Here is a 17955-nt window from a genome sequence, read left to right as displayed (position 1 = left end):
AAAGAATCGGTAGGTAACCTACATGATCGTGCTGGCGATTACCCATGCGCTCATCTGCATAGCAGTCTTGCTCTATGCCATCAAGTGCCTGAAGTCCGGCCTGACTTCCCTGCTGGCCGCTCATGTCATCGTCATCGTCGTCTTTATTGGGTTGGGCGTTGCGATCGCACCTTTCTTTCCACTGGAGAACTTGGCGTATATCGGCAATCCGAACAGCATGCCCCTCGTACGCAGTCTTACACCGGAGTTATATCTCCGGCAGTGTATCAGTCACTGGATATTTCTTGCCATGGCCTTGATCTGCCTTAGAATAGAAATGGCATGGCCGGCCTTAAGAGTCAGACAGGCCAGGTTAGTCCGCTCTCCCGAATTTTGGGGCTATATGTCCTTTGTCGCCGGGGTTTTGCTGTCCTTGAAGTACTACGTTTTCGGACCCGGTTGGACCCTATTAAGAGAAACACGGCTGAGCTTTTTTTCCACTTCGGATGCGGTGACCCACAGGGTCCTTGGCTATCTCGAAGCTGGACTCGGGCAGGGAAGTTATATGGCCTCGGTTGCGGCTTACGTTCTATTTCCCATGGCCGCTGCCGTCATTTCATTGAAAAAAAGGCGGGTGAATGCAGTTTTATTTGCCCTAGCTGGCCTCTTTTCCATGATGTACGCCTTTCAGACAAGGCAGAAGGCGCCCCTGCTTTGGTCGATTCTCACTTATGTTTTCCTGTCCATTATGTCATTCGGGGGCCGCACGCAAAGGAACCCCCTGAGGCGTATGATCCTGGTCGGTTCATTGGTCGGGGGGGTGGGAGCGGTATTCCTATACATTGTCAATTTCGGGCAGAATCTCCTTGACGCCATACAAGGTTTTTTCTCCCGATCCTTCTTGGTCCCCGCGTCAAGCGAGACGAATTTCTTCGTGATCTTCCCGGATAGTTACCCCTTCAGGGGGATATCGCAGGTCTTCAATATTCCCTGGGGGCGAATTTCGCCAACGAGCGCTGTCAGCGTCGTTGACATCGCCAGGGCTGCAACCGGCACGGAATATTCGGCTAATGCGTCGTTCCTGGCCGTGGCTTGGAGCGCCGCTGGATATCTTGGAGTCATCGTCGTCTCTTTGGCACTGATCACATCCTTGACCCTCCTGGACCGTCTCTATCATTCGGTTTCTAGCAAAATGTTCTATCTCGCTCTCGCTCTTTCTTCTGTCCAGCTCGTTACCCTGATCTCCGATGGATTATCCACATATATCGGACGGGGAGGTTTGATCGTCCCTTTGATTCTCATCCTGCTTACGCGGCTGCCCACAATCAGTTTCAAGAGTCGAGAACGATGAAAATAGCCTATCTGGCGCATCTTAATGTCGGCCCGGAGTCCGGCGTCCTCAAGAAGGTCTTGGACCAACATGCCGCCTGGATAAGAAATGGAGAAGAGGGCCGGTTGTATGTCCTGACCCGTCTGAATGGAATCAAGGAAGCCCTGCCCACGGACTCTTTCTGCGGCGTCTATCGGGAGGACTCCTGGCGGGATCGCTTGACACAGATGCAGGATCTTGTTGCCGAGATTATCAAGGACCAGCCCGATATCGTATATATGCGCCAAGATCATTATTACGCCGCACACGGCCGGCTGGGGAGAGCGCGGCCCCTGGTCATCGAGATCAATTCCCTGGTCGGTCAGGAGCTCTGGCGATATTCCAAAGTGCAATGGCTCTACAACTGGGTCACGGAAGATTCGCTCTGGAGAGCCAGCTCCGGAGCCGTTCTGGTCACCAACGAATTAGCCAGGGAAAAGCGGAGGCATATCGGACGATTGCCGATCAAGGTCATTGCGAACGGAGCCTCGCTAGGCGGTCGCACTACTCTGAATGCTCCGCCGAAAGACTCGCCGCCAACCCTGTTTTTTATTGGTTCTCCGGGGATGAAATGGCATGGCATAGATAAGATATTCCAATTGGCAAAGGAATTTCCTAATTGGATCTTCCATCTTGTTGGGCAGGATGTATCATCCTGCCCCTATGATCTTCCCAACGTCTATCCTCACGGTCTCATGGTCGAGAGCGAATACTTGCCCTATTTAGCGGCCTCGGATGTGGCCGTCTCGACGCTCGCCCTGCATCGGAAAAGCATGGACGAGGCCTGCCCTCTCAAGACGCGGGAATATCTCGCTTACGGGTTGCCGGTGATCATTGGCTATCAGGACACGGATTTCCCGGAGGAAACCGACTTCCTTCTCCGGCTTGAAAACCGGGAAGATAATATCGGGATGAATATTGCGAGGATCCGTGATTTTGTACTGCGATGGAAGGGAAAGAGAGTGCCCCGGGAAAGGGTCCGTCGGATAGATATCAACGAGAAAGAAAGGGAAAGGGTGGAATTTTTTAGGTGCGTTCTGGGGAATCGATAAGATGCGTCCATTAGTCACGGTCGGCATTCCCTTCCTGAATCCGGGCCGGCACTTCAAAGACGCGGTCAGGTCCGTCTTTTCGCAAACCCTCCGGGATTGGGATCTCATCCTTATGGACGACGGTTCGACGGACGGATCGCCGGAGATCGCCAGATCGATCAGGTCGGATCGGGTCACGGTTCATGTCGATGGGCGAAGGGAGGGGCTGCCTGCGAGGCTTAATCAGATATCCCATCTGGCCAAGGGGACATACCTGGCTAGAATGGACGCGGACGATCTCATGCACCCGCGCCGACTGGAGCGGCAGCTTACATTCATGGAATCAAACTCCTACGGTCCCGTGGGCACCGCGGCCTGGATGATCGACGATGAGAACGTAGTCATTGGCAAGAGCCGGCGGAACAGTGATTCGGGCAAGAGACTGGATGTTCTTTCCGTAATCAAAACAGGAGGATTCATCCACCCGACATTGATCGCGTTACGGACCTGGTTCCTTGACAATCCGTATGCGACGACATACGCGCGGGCTGAAGACAGGGAGCTCTTTATACGGACTTTTGATAAGAGTAATTTTTACGACCTCAACGAAAACTTGTTATTTTATCGGTATACGGGAAGGCAACGAGCGAGATCTTGTCTGCAAGGCTATAGGTCCGAAAGGAAACTCCTGCGTAAATATGGGCCGCGGCTTGTCGGCCGGATTCGGAATTCTCGCCTGATCCTTCGATCCTATGCTAAATCCGCCGTCCTCCGAAGCGCCGTACTGACCGGCCTTTCGGATCGTTTGATGCAACAGAAATATTCACCCATCGATCCACTCGAGAAGGAAATGGCGGAGCACGATATCCAGGCCGTGCTGAACACGCCCGTCCCGGGCTGGGATGATTAGGCCGATGGCCCGCGTCCTTATGGTCAGCACGATCGCGGGAACGCACCGATCATTTCTTCTCCCCCTGGCCCGCCATTTCCGCAAGAAGGGTTGGAGGATTGACGCGGCTGCCGCAGGGATATCTAAAAGCTCAGAATGCCGGGAAGCCTATGAGCGCGTCTTTGAATTGAACTGGTCCAGGCATCCACTGGATCTTGGGCATCTGATTTCTTCGGCCCGCCGGATTCGCTTTCTAGCGACCTCGGAATCCTATGATATCGTTCATGTCCATACGCCTCTGGCGGCGTTTGCCGTTCGCTTTGCCCTCAGACGTCTGAGGCGAGGGGGGAGGCCGAAGGTTGTCTATACGGCCCACGGCTTTCATTCGCATCCAGAGGGGAATCCCTTTTCCAACGCGTTTTTCCTTGGCCTGGAAAAAATGGCGGGGCGATGGACCGATCGCCTGATCGTCATCAATCGTCATGATGAGACGGTCGCGGAGAAGAAGAAGATCGTTCCGTCCGCTCATCTGGCATATATGCCGGGAATAGGCGTCGACCGTGCTTATTACAGCCCAGACAGAGTCAGCCCCGAGGGGATCGCGAAAGTTCGCAAAGATATGGGAATCGGCGACGGCACTCCTCTTTTCTTAATGATTGGAGATTTTATGCCGGGCAAACGCCATCAAGACCTTATAAGGGCTTTTCGCGGAGTTCGCCGGGATGCCCATCTGGCTTTTGCCGGCATCGGAAATCGGTCCAGAAAGATGAAGAAGCTGGTGCGGGAGTTGGGCCTGGAAGACCGCGTGCACTTTCTGGGGCTCCGCAACGATATACCGGTGTTGATCCGCAGTTCCGTTGCAACGATCATGCCCTCCATCCGGGAGGGCCTATCGCGAAGCGTCATCGAATCGCTATGCCTGGGAGTGCCCGTCATTGGGACCGACATCCGGGGCATCCGCGATATCTTGGAGCCCGCGGGAGGGCTGTTGGTTCCGCCCCGATGCCCGGCCGCGCTTCAAAGCAGAATGGAATGGGTTCTTTCCCATCCTAAAGAAGCGGAAGATCTTGGCCTTCGGGGGCGAGAGACTTCGACAATTTACGATGTCAATCGAATAATAGCCCTGCATGAAGAATTGTATTCGGGGTTGATTTCGTGCGCATAGACCAAGCACTGGCTAAAGCCGATGCTATCCTTCTGCTGATTGTAGATACGGGAGGCCGATCAAGATCAAGATGATTATCGACAACATTGCCTGTCCGGTTTGCCAGCATACAGGGCCGAAGAAGCTGCTCAGGACCGTCGAAAACTACAAGGTCCTGGCTTGCCCGGTCTGTTCTTTCCAGTTCATCCATCCTTATGTCGAAAGCCGCCAAGCCTTCGACGATTATCCCTGGACGAAGGAATACACGGAGAATTACGACCGCTACGTCGCACCCGTCACCGAATCGCTGGCCGGGAAGATCAAGGACGTCGAGGCGCTCGCGGGCCGCAGGCCGGCGTCCTTCCTTGACGTCGGCTGCGGGAACGGGCTCTATCTCAAGGCAGCTTCCGAGCTGGGCCTGCGGAACCTCGGCACGGATGTCGATCGGGTCAACGTCGATTTCGCCAGGGGAAAGGGGCTCAACGCGGTCGCCGGCGCCATCGAAGAAATGGAGCTCGCGGAGAAGTACGACTTCGTCCATCTCAAGGCGGTCATCCACCTGGTCCCCGACCCGTCCGCCTTGGTCGCCAAGGCGGCCTCGCTCCTCGCGCCGGGCGGCGTAATGTATATCGACGTTCCCAACCAGGGAAGCCTGTTCTCCGGGCTGAGGATCCTGCGGGACCGCCGGTCGTACGGCCAGCTTCAGCTTCCCTTGAGGCGCGGCGCCTACAACTTCCGGGCGCTCTCCGATCTCTGCTGCCGGACGGGGCTGATAATCGTCAGACGGGTCTTCCCCTATCCCGGGGATAGCGTCTATTACCCCCTGGACAACCGGCCTCAATACCGGCTCTTGTTCCGGCTTTTCGCGAAAGCGCACATCTCGAGCCTGATCGGGGTTTACCTGGTCAAAGAGAACGTTGGAGAAGACCGGATTGTCCGATAGAACCGAGAAAGCGCCCGTCCTCGTCACGAACGGCTGGGTGAGGACCGCCTACAATGTCGTCGAATCGCTCGGCCGGCGGGGCATCCCGGTCCACGTCGTCGACCGCTCGCTGCGGGCCATGTGCCGGGCTTCGCGATGGGCGAAGTCCTTCCATCGCGTGCCGAATTTCTTCGATGAGCCCGAGGCCTACGCCCAGGCCGTAGGGGACGTCGCCCGCCGCGTCGGGGCCCGCGTGCTCATCCCGGTGCTCGAGGATGTCATCGCGCTAGCGGCCCACGAGGACGTGCTGCCCGAGGGCCTGGCATTTGTCCATGCCGATGTCGGGGCGCTCCGGCTGGCGAACGACAAATGGGAAGTCACGAAGCTCTGTGAACGGCTTGGCGTGCCCTGCGCGGCCAGCTTCGTCCCGGGATCGCTCGACGAGCTGCGAAGCCGGGCCGGCGCGCTCGAGTACCCGGCGGTCGTCAAGACCAGGCTGGGGAACGCCGGCAAGGGCGTCGTCTTCGTGAAGGACGAGAACGATCTCGTGGCCAGGTTCGCCGAGATCGTCGACCGCTTCTCGATCCCGGCGGAGAAGTGGCCGATGGTCCAGGAGTTCCTAGGCTCGGACGTCTCCGGCGTCTGCATGATCTATGACCGCGGACGGCTCGCGGCGGCCAGCGCCGAGACCTATCTTCGCTGCAAGGAAGGCAACCGGTTCAGCACCTCGGTCTACAGGCGCAGCGCCTATGATCCCGAAGGCTTGGCCAACTGCAAGAAGGTCGCTGACGCGCTCGGCTGGCACGGGGTGCTTCACTTCGATCTCATCAGGGACCCGAAGACCGGGGTCGGCAAGATCACCGAGATCAATCCCAGGTTCTGGGGCGGCCTGAGCGTCGCGATCGCGGCGGGGGTCGATTTCCCCTACATGCTTTACGAGCTGGCGCTGACCGGGAAGATCGCCGCCCCGCCGGCGACGTACCGTGACGGCGTCTACGCCCGCTGGGTCCTGGGCGAGCTCATCGGCCTCCTGAACCTCGCCAAGCGGAAGGCCCCGGCCGGCGAGAAGCTCCGGGAGCTCGGGGAGATCGTCCGCTCGCCGTTCAAGGGCACGACGGACGATTTCCGGCTGAGCGACCCGCTGCCGTTCGTGATGGAGATGTACGACTACTTCCGCCGCTATCGATCGACCCGCTCCTCGAATCCCGCCGAAGAGGGGATGGTCGGCTAGGCAGGCCGGCCCTCCAGCCGCTCGGCGGGTCCCTCCCTAAATTCCCCGAAGTCCTCCGTTCCGGAGGCCTGTCAAGTTCCCTCGGTTCTTTTTCGGGGGGATTTTGTATAATGAGGCCGCATGTACCGGAAGTTCGGGAAAAGAGCGTTCGATCTCGCGGCCTCGGCCGCCGGTCTCGTCGTGTTGGCGATCCCCATGGGCCTCATCGCCGTCCTGGTGAGAGCGACCTCGCCGGGCCCGGCGCTGTTCCGCCAGCCAAGGGTCGGGAAGGGCGGCGCCCTGTTCACTGTGCGCAAGTTCCGGACGATGAGCGCCGGGCACGGCGATCCGTCGCCGGTCACGGTCAGGGGCGACAGCCGGATCACGCCGCTGGGGAAGGTCCTGCGCCGGTTCAAGCTCGACGAGTACCCGCAGCTCTGGAACGTGCTCGTGGGGGAGATGAGCCTGGTCGGACCGCGTCCGGACGTGCCGGGGTATTATGACCGGCTCGCCGGCGCGGACCGGCGCGTTCTGGACCTGAGGCCGGGCATCACCGGCCCGGCGACCATCAAGTATGCGGCCGAAGAAGAGCTCCTGGCGGCGCAGCCGGACCCGGCCCGCTTCAACGACGACGTGATCTTCCCCGACAAGGTTCGGATCAACCTGGAATACCTGGACCATTGCACCTTCGCCGGGGATATCGGCTGGCTCTGGCGGACGGCACGGGCGCCGTTCCGGGGCGAGAAGGCCGGAAGCCCGCCTTTTGCATCTCCGGGCGATATCGAATAGAATCTCCGGCATATCGCCGAGACTGAACTGGCCATCAAGATACCAAGGATGTTTTCATGAAGATCCCCGTCAGAATCCCCCTCTCGCGGCCGGACATCACGGACGCGGACCGCGAGCTCGTTCTCGAGACGCTGCGGACGCCCAACCTGAGTCTGGGGCCGCGGCTCCCTGAGTTCGAGGAGAAGTTCGCCTCGTTCCTGGGCGTCAAGCACGCCGTCGCGGTCAACAGCGGCACGAGCGCGCTGCACCTGGGCGTGAGGGCGCTCGGGATAGGGGAGGGGGACGCGGTCATCACCAGTCCGTTCAGCTTCGTGGCCTCGGCGAACTGCCTGCTCTTCGAGCGGGCGAAGCCGGTCTTCGTCGACATCGACCCGGTGACGCTCAATGTCGACGCCGGGAAGGTGGAAGAAAAGGTCAAGGAGTTGAGGAGCAAGGGCGCTGCGAAGGGCGAGGGCGCCCTCAAGGCCCTGCTTCCCGTCCATGTCTTCGGCCGTCCGTGCGACATGCCGGCGATCATGGACATAGCCGGGAAGTACGAGCTCGGCGTGATCGAGGACGCCTGCGAGGCCCTGGGCGCCGAGATCAGGGTCGAGGCGGGGGGGGCGGGACATGACGCCGTCTGGCGCAAGGCGGGGACCTTCGGGCGCTGGGCCGCCTACGGCTTCTACCCCAACAAGCAGATGACCACGGGCGAGGGCGGGATGCTGGTCACGAACGAGGACGGCATCGCCAGCCTGTGCCGGAGCATGAGGAACCAGGGGCGGGGCGAGACCGCCGCCTGGCTCCAGCACGAGCGATTGGGGTTCAACTACCGCTTGAGCGACATCAACTGCGCCCTGGGGATCGGGCAGCTCTCCCGGATAGAGGCGATGCTGGCCAAACGGGAACGCGTCGCCGGCTGGTATGCCGAGCGGCTGAAGGGCCTGAAGGATGTCGTCGTTCCCCTGGCCAGGGACGGGGAGCGCATCAGCTGGTTCGTCTATGTAGTCCGGCTTTCAGAGCGCTTCTCGAGGCAGGACCGGGACCGGATTATCGTCGGGATGAGGGAGAAGGGGATCATCTGCGGCAACTACTTCACGCCCATCCACCTGCAGCCGTTCTACCGGAAGATGTTCGGCTTCAAGGAAGGCGATTTCCCGGTGACGGAGAGCGTCTCGGCCCGGACGATCGCGCTGCCGTTCTATAATGGCCTAAGGGAAAAGCAGGTTGACATTGTAGTTCAGAAGCTCAAGAGCTCTTTTTGAAGTATCATTAGGTCTTCTTTCTTATTGAACCTCCCATTTTCCTAAAGGCAGGGGCGGTCTGTTCCTTGGGGTCTGACAAATAGTGACTCGAACGGGCCATTATTTATTTGATATGCAAGGGCCTGTCAGCTGCGGGCGAAGAGCTTCGCTCGCCCGTTACGTGACAAATCATGACTTTATCTGACATTGAAAAGAAGCATATTGACTTTGGCCCAGGGGTATCTTAAAGGAAAAGCGATCGGACAGAGTGCATAGTCAGAATATGCTCTTCTTCAACAAGGAAGACCCGGGGCGACGGCGAAGATCTCAGCTAAACGTGAGGCCTTTATCAATTCCTCTTTCGGCGATTTGCCAGTATGAAATCCACTTGATTGGATGCTGGGACACTTACCTATGATGATTGGGAAACTCTAAGGAACAGGAGAAAGCTAGATGAAAAAAGCCAGAGCTGAAAAGAACCTGCTGAGGTTGCTGTTTCTGTCCCTGGTTATGGTTTTACTTTCTGGCAATTTTCTCGGACAGCAGACCCGTGAGCAGGGGAAAAAGCTCTCGACTCTGAATGACGATAACAGGAAACAATACATTGAAACGCTTTTAAAACGCTTAAGACAATCAACTCCGGGAGAAGTCGGATCGAATTTGAATGCAGAGAGGGCGCCACGATATTCAATGTCCGAAGATGGTTGTATCAGGTCATTGGTTGCGCCTGCGAATCATTCCTTTGCAGCTCTTGACGTTGTTAAGGGTGATCATGTTCAGACCACGAAGAACTTTATAACCGAGAATGGATATGCGTTAGGCATTAATAGCCCATATGTCGATTTCAAGCTTCTTAAAGAGAAAAAAAGAAACGGTCGCAATATCGTTCGTCTTCAGCAAGAATACCATAACGTCCCTATTTTTTCCGGAGAGCTTATAACACACATTAATAGTCAAGGCGGCATTGAGTACCTATCAAGCGATATATTGAGAGATACGAGAGTTCTTGATGATGGCATTTTATCAATCGCGCCCACGCTTTCAAAAAATGATGCCCAAAAGGCGGCCATTAATTTTGTTTCTGATGAAGAGAATATATCAGGGTTAGAGGCCTCGCCTGCAGAGCTTACAATCTATGGGCCGTCAATCGTGGGCAACACTGGTCCTGTTGAGCTAGTTTGGCAAACAAGAATAGTGGATAAAAAGGCTAGCGGGGTCAACGAACTCGTCCTAGTTAATGCTCATAGCGGCAAGGTAGAGCTCCATTTATCAAACATACGTAGTGCAATAAATAGAGAGATTAGTGATGCAAGTAATACAGAATCAAATGGAATAGTGAGACGCTCTGAAAACGATCCTGAGTATATTGGCGAAGGATCAGATGATATTAATAAAGTATATAGCCTCTTAGCTGATGCTTATAATTATTATAAAGACCACCATGGACGTGATAGCGTAGATAACAACGGTCATGTTATCAGAGCTACGGTAAGATACTGCCCATCGGATGAGATTCCCCCTTGGCGAGATGCTGAGTTTAGCGACGGAGGCGTTCTTTATACCGAACGGCTTCATTTCGGTGATGATTATCTGACAGACGATATGGTTGCCCATGAATATACGCATTGGGTGACATACTGCGAGTCTAACTTAACTTATCTGAATCAATCTGGTGCAATTGATGAAGCGTTCTCGGATATATTTGCCACGTTTGTCGACTTTGATAATGGGGACGGCGACTGGTGGATTGGAGAGGGTCTTCCCGTATTGGCTCTTCGATACCTTGCTGACCCGCCAGTGATAGATATTAATATCAAAGACAAGAATGGAAACATAGTTTATTCGTCTCATTACCCTGATAGGATGAGTGACACCGGTTTCTATACAGGAGAATTGGATAACGGTGGGGTGCATATTAATTCGACAATCATATCCAAGCTGGCCTATCTCCTCGCTGAAGGAACGGCTCCGGGGGATGACTTCTATGGGTACGTAATTGACAAGATGGGGCTTTCTAAAACCGCGGATCTCTTCTATATGGTGGAAGATGCGGGTTTGCCCAGTTCTGCAGATTTCTGGGATTTAAGTGATGCCTTGGCGAGGGCGGCAATCATCAATGGTTGGAGCGATGCGGAATGCGAAAACCTCGAGAATGCCTGTCGGGCTGTGGAAATATCGCATGGAATTATGGACATAACCACGTCCAGCCTCATTCAGGACAGGCAGGGTACAGTCGATGTCGATATTGTCGCCCCGTCTGCTGGTGATTTCTATGTGGGAATTCGGGCTGGGGACGGGGGCGAAGATATGGGATGGACATGGCCATTTACTGAATCGTCGCCCGTATCTCTAGGGTTTTTAGATAAACACACTTTTAAGCTCTGGGTAACTCCTACTGATTTGGACGAACCATTTGAAATAGTCCTTAAGAAAAGCGTATTCAGCATACTTGCTGATACAGAAGTGGATTCCCAACTTGTCACTTTTACGGCTCAGGAGCCCGAGTCGGATCCGCCTTCAGTATTGTCATATTCTTTTGGAATTAGCAGGTATGGGCTGATAACTGTCAAGTTCGATGAGGATATGGATAACGCGTCCTTTTCGGACTCGGCAGTGCACGTCGTTGGCTCGGCCAGCGGGACACACGCCTGCTATTATGGATTTGATTCGCCGAGCGACACGCTTGTCATTGATTCAATTGCAGCTTTTGAATTCGGAGAAACTATAACTGTAACCATAGGAACTGGAGTGAAAGATGTCTCTGGAAATAATCTCCCCAGTCCTTACGAGTTTAGCTTCAGTATAGAGGACGTGCCTACTGAAGATAATGTGCCTCCGAGTTTAGATTTCACCGCACCGACGGGCGCAGAAAGCACGGAATCGGGCTATTACGTTGTCCGCTGGACGGACGCGGATCCAGACAGCAACGCGCTGATCACGCTCTATTACGACACCGATACAAACTTTGGGAATGGACATGCCGCTATCAGAGATGAGAACGGAATAGCGGCAAGCATATACGAAGACAGCAACCAAAATTCTTTCTTCTGGGACACGAGCTCGGTCAGTGTCGGAACCTATTATATAGTCGCCGTCCTGGAGGATCAGGTCAATCCCCCCGTGATCAAATACAGCACTGGGACAGTCGAGGTGCGCCTGCCGGCGTCCGGAACCCAGTTCGAATTGTCCAGCCAAGCCAGCTGGGTCTGGGATGATGAAAACCCCGGGAACAATCAGACCTATGTCAACGGCATACCCGAAGGGTTGGAAACCCTGAGGGTCACCATCCCAATTAGAAACACGTCAGGGCAAGACATCAAATTTGTATATGGGACCCTTAGTTCGTCGGCGTCTCAGATCGACTTCAGCGAAGGTGATAACTTCATCTATTACGGGAACATCTCCTCCGGTCAATATGTCGTCCCCGACGCGGAATTCTGCTTCTATGTCAACGCGACGTCTTTTTCGAGCGCGCCATTCACCCTGCGCCTAGAATACCAGGACCTATCCGGTAACCATTATTATCAGACATTTTACTTCACCTATACCTTCCCGGCCCCGGGCGCTCTGACCCCGAATCTCGTCGTCGACCATATTCAGATCGTCGATTCATCCAGCGGGGACGGGGATGGCGTATTCGAAAGCGGCGAGGAGATCGACTTCTTCATACACTTGAGAAACATGGGCACTGCGGCCTGCGTCAATCCCAAGGGGATCCTCGAACAGAGCACGGCCTGGGGTACTAATGTGTTCACGGATCTGAATGGGAATTATCCGGATATCCTGGCCGGGAGCACCGAGGCCGACACTGCCGCCTTTGATACGGACCAGGCGCCAATGAGCTTCGCCGGCGCGATAACGACCCCTCTTCGGGTATGGTACGGCCCAGACCAAGACAAGTACCAGGATCTGAGCATCACTCTTACGGTCGTGCCGACGCCCTATATTCGGCTGTCGCCTTCAACTTATGATTTCGGTCTCATAACTCCAGGGACGCCTCTTGCCCATGTGGTCACCGTCCGGAACCGCGGCAGCGGGGATCTGGTCATAAGCGGCATAGATCCGAATCTCTCTGATACAACCATTACGGACATAACCTATCCGTGTACGGTCGCGCCGGGAGCTACGACGACCTTCACGATGAACGTCGATACCAGTGCCCTGGACGGCTTCATTACCAGGACCCTGTCGATCCATTCGAACGCTCATGGACAGGCCACCGTGGAGTTCGTCCTAACCGGAACGGTGACCGCGGCCAATCCCGCCGCAAGCTACACGAAGCTTTGGGAGAAGCTCATCGACCGGGATTTCAACAATATCGCGGTGGGCGATACGGACAATGACGGCAAGATCGAGGCCGTCGCGACCTCGGCCGGAGTAACGGATAACTATGTCCCCGTTCCGGCCCATATCCAGATCCATGAAAAAGTGGCGGACGATGATTTCGAGCTGGTCCCGACGGGCACCATTCCTGATCTGGGCGGCGTCCCGGCAACCCATTCTTTGGCATTGGCGGACTTCAACAAGAATGGCTACACCGACATCGTCGTCCTCGCGAATTCCCTGTATATTTCCGGCAGCAAACTGCCATTCAGGGTTCTCCGGTACGAAGCCACCGGGAACGATACTTGGGTCGCCCGAACCGTTGCCTTTAACGGGGGCACGACCTACGGCTATACGGCCATGACCGTAGGGGACGCGGATGATGATGGCAATCAGGAGATCATCGTCGCTCGCGAAGGCGACGCGGATCCCCGGGTCCTGGTATATGAATGGAATGGCAGCAGCTTCTCGCTTAGATGGACCAGCCCCGTCGTCCTGGATCGGAACGGATTCAATGTCACGTCGATCCCCGTGGTCAAGGTCGCGGATTCGGACGGAGATAACCATAGCGAGATCATCTTCGGTACCGATGACGCCCAGCTGTACATCTATGAAAGCCCGGCGGTCAACAGTTATCCCCCCTTGACGCCGGTTCTCAAGTACGAGCCCTCCATCGGGGATTATCTGGGATACTGTTCACTCAAGGATCTCGTCGTTGCCGATACTGACGGAGATACCAGGAAGGAGATCATTCACGTTTCGGAGGACGGGTATCTCCTCATCATAGAATCGCCGGGGCCCGACTCCTGGAATACGGCGGCCCCTGAACACTACCTTCTGCCCGGATCCATGAACGGGTACTGCGTCGCGGCTGGGGATACCGATAACGACGGAGCGACCGAGATCGTCGTGGGGGGGCTCGGCGGCGCGGCGGACTCGCATCTTTGCATCTATGAAACCATCGCGGACAATTCACATGCTGTTTCCTGGCAGAGCACCGAAGCTGAAGTCGATAGCGAGCCCGACGCGGTCGCTCTGATTAATACGAATTCCACGCCGGTCAACGAGATCGTGATCGCCACCGAGAATTCCGATCCGGCCGCATTTCCCGTTCTTGCGCACCAGGAATCGGTCGACATCCAGGTCGTCTCCAACAACATCACATTCGATCCCGAAACGGTTCTCGAGAGCGGGACCGTCTCGATCTCGGCCCTGGTCCAGAACCTGAGCCCATCGCCCCTAGCCAACGTGGTGGTTCGCTTCTACAGCGGCGACCCCGCCTCGGGCGGCACACAGATCGGCGCCGATCAGACGATCGCATCGATTTCCGAGAGCGGCAACGCCGCCGTCCAGGTCGATTGGCAACCCTTGTTGGCCCAAACTTATCAGATCTACGTGGTCGTCGATCCCGACGACGCCATTCCAGAGTCGGACAATACGGCCAACAATAAGGCCGCGAAGACGTATGTCGTCCTCGACAACGATATCTCGGGTCCACAGATATCCAACATCGCGGTTGCGGAATACGGGGGCGACGGCGACGGCGCTATCGAGGCCAACGAACAAGTCCGCATCTCCTGGTCGGCCAGTGACGCATCGGGGATCGGAACAAGCGTCTGCGATATCGATGGAACGGTCTATGCCGCCGCCGGCTCCTATGAGGTTATCGCGGGTCCTTTTAATCAGGGCATCCATAATTACACGATCACCGTGCAGGACGGCGATAATTCCCCCGCCGGCACCCAGCAGTCCGGTTCCTTCAGCGTGAGTTCCTTCGCCATCACCGTCACGGGGGTGTCTCCCGTGAACGGAGCGATCAATGTGTCGGTCCGCCCGGCGGTGGAAGCTTTCTTCGACAGCTCGCTCAACCTCTCCACGATCACAAGCTCTACGGTCATCCTCCGGGATTCCGGACTGCAGGTCATTCCGGGCAGCATTTCCTATACGCCCGTTGGCAATAAGATCACCTTCATCCCCTCGCGGGATTTGACGAACTCCGCAGTCTATTCCTTGACTCTCGTCGGCGGCTCCGCCGGGATCCTTTCGGAGACCGGGAACGGGCTCGTGGAATCCTACTCCTGGACGTTTACGGTCGAGCCCGATGTGACCGCTCCTATCGCCGTCCTTTCCAGTCCGACGGCCGGTCAGAACGTCAGTGGGATCGTCGATATCCGCGGGACCGCCTGGGACCTCAATTTCCTGCAGTATCAGGTCTTTTATGGTGAAGGCGCGGCTCCGTCGGCATGGACCGAGATCACATCCGCGATCACGGTCCCGGTGACGGGAAGCCTGCTGTGTCAATGGGACACGTCCGCGCTGGGGGCCGGACAATACACCGTCAAGTTGGTCGTCCTGGAAGATCCTCCGGCCTCGGTCCAGGTCGAAGACTCGGTGGTCGTCAATATCGGGAAAGCGGCGACTCCCGTCTTTACCCCCGAACCCGGCACCTATTCGTCCGCCCAGAACATTACGATCAGCTGTGCGACCGCCGATGCGACGATCTTCTATACAACCGACGGCTTGGATCCGACGCAAAGCTCTACGCCCTATGCGTCCCCAGTTCATATCGACGCCACGACGACCTTAAAGGCGAGAGCCTATCATTCCTCGATGCAGCCGAGCGAGATCGCAAGCGGTGTCTATGAGATTTCGGGGGCGAACTCGCCGCCCGAAACGCCGTCTCCGGTCAGCCCGGCCGACGCGGCGACGGACCAGGGCCTCCAGCCGATCCTTACAGCGTCGGCCTTCAGCGACCCGGAGGGGGATGAACATTCGAACAGCCAGTGGCAGGTGGATGACAATGGGGATTTCTCGACCCCCGTATGGGACAGCGGCGAGGGCTATATCGCTGGGATCCAGGTCACGATTCCTGCCGGCACCCTTGCGGTAGAGACGACATATTTCTGGCGTGTCCGCTACAAGGACATCCACGATGCTTGGAGCGAATGGTCGGCAGCTTGGTCGTTCACGACGGTGCCTCCGCCGGGGGCATTCGATCTCACGTCGCCAGCCAGCGTCACGGCGGTCCCCAGACTGACGCCATCCGTGACACTGACCTGGACGGCCTCGGCTAACGCAACCTCATATGACATCTATTTCGGCACGAGCCGCACCCCGGGCTTCCACGCAAACACGACGGAAACCAGCCTCTCGGTGAACGTCGCCAAAGACCAGCTCTATTATTGGAACGTCGTGGCGGTTAATTCCGGAGGAACCACATATTCGACGAGCGGGCCCTTCAGCTTTGGGACGGGCATCGCCTTCTTCTCCGACTTCGACGACGGCACGACGCAGGGCTGGGGTTTCCGGGATCAGTCCGGACTGACCTCGGATAACGCCCATAGCGCGCCGAATTCCATCAGGAACTATAGCGGCTATGCCAATCAGGATGAGGCGGAGTGCTATAAGATCTTTTCTCCCATTGAGAAGGGGACGGCGGAATTCTGGTACTACGCCCCTTCGACGAGACCTGAGACCGCTTGTATCTACCTGTCCTCTCAGGATTCCTGGTACAAAAACCCCACGGTAAGGTTCTGGCTCTGGATCTCCGCGGACGGGACCGTCAAGTACTATGTGAACGGCACGGAGTGGACCGACTTCACCTCTCTCCCCAAGCTGACGTTCGACGTGTGGAGCAAGATCTCGCTTACCTGGAATACGATCACGGACAAGCTGGTCTTGAGGATCAACGGCGTGAACTATGGGGTCGCCCCGGCGACGAACGCCGGCGGCCCGATCTGCCAGCTGGCCTTCATGAAGGGGAGCTGGTCGTCCGTCGGGACATTCGCTTACATCGACGATATCAAGGTCACGACCACGCCGGCCCCGAAAAAGAAGGATCTCCTGGCCACCTGGGACGGCCAGGGCGTCTACTACCGGAACTCGGACACCGGCGCCTGGGTCAGGCTGGCCTCGCCGGCGACGATGATCGCGGGCGGCGATATCGACAACGATGGGATCGACGATATCCTCGGCCTGTGGCCGTCACAGGGAGGGATCTGGGCAAGGTATTCGTCCAACGGGGCGTGGGCCCAGTTGTCGTCGACGGCCCGGCACATCGCCGCGGGAGACATGAACGGCGACGGGCGCGTCGATCTCGTCGGGACGTGGGACGGCCAGGGCGTCTTCTACAGGAACTCGGCCAACGGCGCCTGGGTCAAGCTGGCGTCTCCCGCAACCCTGATCACGGCCGGCGACCTGGACGGAGACGGGACGGATGACCTGATCGGCATCTGGCCCGGCCAAGGCGGGGTCTGGGCGAAGTATTCGCGGACGGGCGCTTGGTCCAAGATCTCCTCGACCGCGCGCGACATCGCCGCCGGCGACATGAACGGCGACGGAAGGGACGAGCTGCTGGCGACCTGGGACGGGCAGGGTGTGTACTACAGGGATTCGTTCACCGGGGCCTGGACGCGCATGGCCTCGGAGGCCACCCAGGTCACATGCGGCGACCTCGACGGCGACGGGCTCGATGACCTGATCGGCATCTGGCCCACGCAGGGCGGCGTGTGGGTGAAGTACTCGACGTCCGGGGCTTGGGCGAAGATCTCCTCGACCGCGATCGACATTTCGGCAGGGCTGATGAGGCTCCAGGAATCGGAAAGCACGCCGATGGCCGCCGGAGTCGCGGTCGATCTGCCGATGGCGGCGGGCGACACCGAAGGGATCGAAACGGCGGTCCTCAAGACCGATCTATCGGGTGACGGGCCCGGCGGCGCACGTTTCATCTACATCGAGGACGTCAACCTCGAGCCGACCGAGGACCCGGCCGCGGCGCTGACGCGTATTCCCGGACCCGGGGAGCCCGGTTTCGTCGCCGAGGACCAGAAGAACCTGATCCCGGGCGAGAAGATGGATGATCGCGCCCGGAATGATCCGAGGGAGCCGAACAACAAAGGCAAGAAGATCATGAAATAATCGCTGGCCCGGACCATGGTACGGCTCGGGCCATCTCGGCCTGTCGGCGGCCAGCAGAGAGCAGATGGCTTGACTGGCCGCCGGCAGACCTCTATCCTGCCTGGGGCGCGTCCCAAGAGCCCCCGCCAGAGGGGAGGCGCCTCATCGCTGGAGGGGAAA

9 protein-coding genes are annotated in these 17955 nt (G+C 57.3%); all 9 read left to right on the top strand.

Annotated elements, in window-relative coordinates:
- Positions 1–22: 22 nt before the first annotated feature.
- The 9 genes from ABFD52_06120 to ABFD52_06080 all read left to right on the top strand — a co-directional run bounded on the left by ABFD52_06120 (position 23) and on the right by ABFD52_06080 (position 17796).
- Positions 23–1330, top strand: coding sequence for a hypothetical protein (locus ABFD52_06120; protein ID MEN6560329.1), 1308 nt, complete (start codon positions 23–25; stop codon positions 1328–1330).
- Entirely contained in the window at positions 1327–2400 is a 1074-nt protein-coding gene (locus ABFD52_06115) for a hypothetical protein (protein MEN6560328.1), read from the top strand. The genes ABFD52_06120 and ABFD52_06115 overlap by 4 nt, the downstream gene beginning before the upstream one ends.
- A 1-nt stretch (position 2401) precedes the next feature.
- A complete protein-coding gene (locus tag ABFD52_06110) occupies positions 2402–3289 on the top strand; it encodes a glycosyltransferase family 2 protein (protein ID MEN6560327.1) in 888 nt (295 codons plus the stop codon).
- Positions 3290–3293: 4 nt separating this feature from the next.
- Complete coding sequence (locus ABFD52_06105) at positions 3294–4433, top strand: glycosyltransferase (GenBank protein ID MEN6560326.1); 1140 nt, start codon at positions 3294–3296, stop codon at positions 4431–4433.
- Between the two features lie 70 nt (positions 4434–4503).
- Positions 4504–5355: a class I SAM-dependent methyltransferase gene (locus ABFD52_06100; protein ID MEN6560325.1), complete on the top strand. Its 852-nt coding sequence runs from the start codon at positions 4504–4506 to the stop codon at positions 5353–5355.
- On the top strand, positions 5345–6565 hold the full coding sequence (locus ABFD52_06095; protein MEN6560324.1) for an ATP-grasp domain-containing protein: 1221 nt from the start codon (positions 5345–5347) through the stop codon (positions 6563–6565). The genes ABFD52_06100 and ABFD52_06095 overlap by 11 nt, the downstream gene beginning before the upstream one ends.
- Before the next feature lie 120 nt (positions 6566–6685).
- A complete protein-coding gene (locus ABFD52_06090; GenBank protein MEN6560323.1) occupies positions 6686–7333 on the top strand; it encodes a sugar transferase in 648 nt (215 codons plus the stop codon).
- 56 nt (positions 7334–7389) lie between these two features.
- Positions 7390–8577 (top strand): DegT/DnrJ/EryC1/StrS family aminotransferase, encoded by a 1188-nt coding sequence (locus ABFD52_06085; GenBank protein ID MEN6560322.1) that lies wholly within the window; start codon positions 7390–7392, stop codon positions 8575–8577.
- A gap of 432 nt (positions 8578–9009) precedes the next feature.
- Positions 9010–17796: an Ig-like domain-containing protein gene (locus ABFD52_06080; protein MEN6560321.1), complete on the top strand. Its 8787-nt coding sequence runs from the start codon at positions 9010–9012 to the stop codon at positions 17794–17796.
- Positions 17797–17955: the final 159 nt, after the last annotated feature.

It is taken from the genome of Acidobacteriota bacterium, from assembly GCA_039683095.1.
Classification (GTDB): Bacteria; Acidobacteriota; Aminicenantia; order Aminicenantales; family Saccharicenantaceae; genus RBG-16-66-30.
Note: the sequence above shows the minus strand (reverse complement) of the source record. Positions and strands in the feature narration are given on the sequence as shown.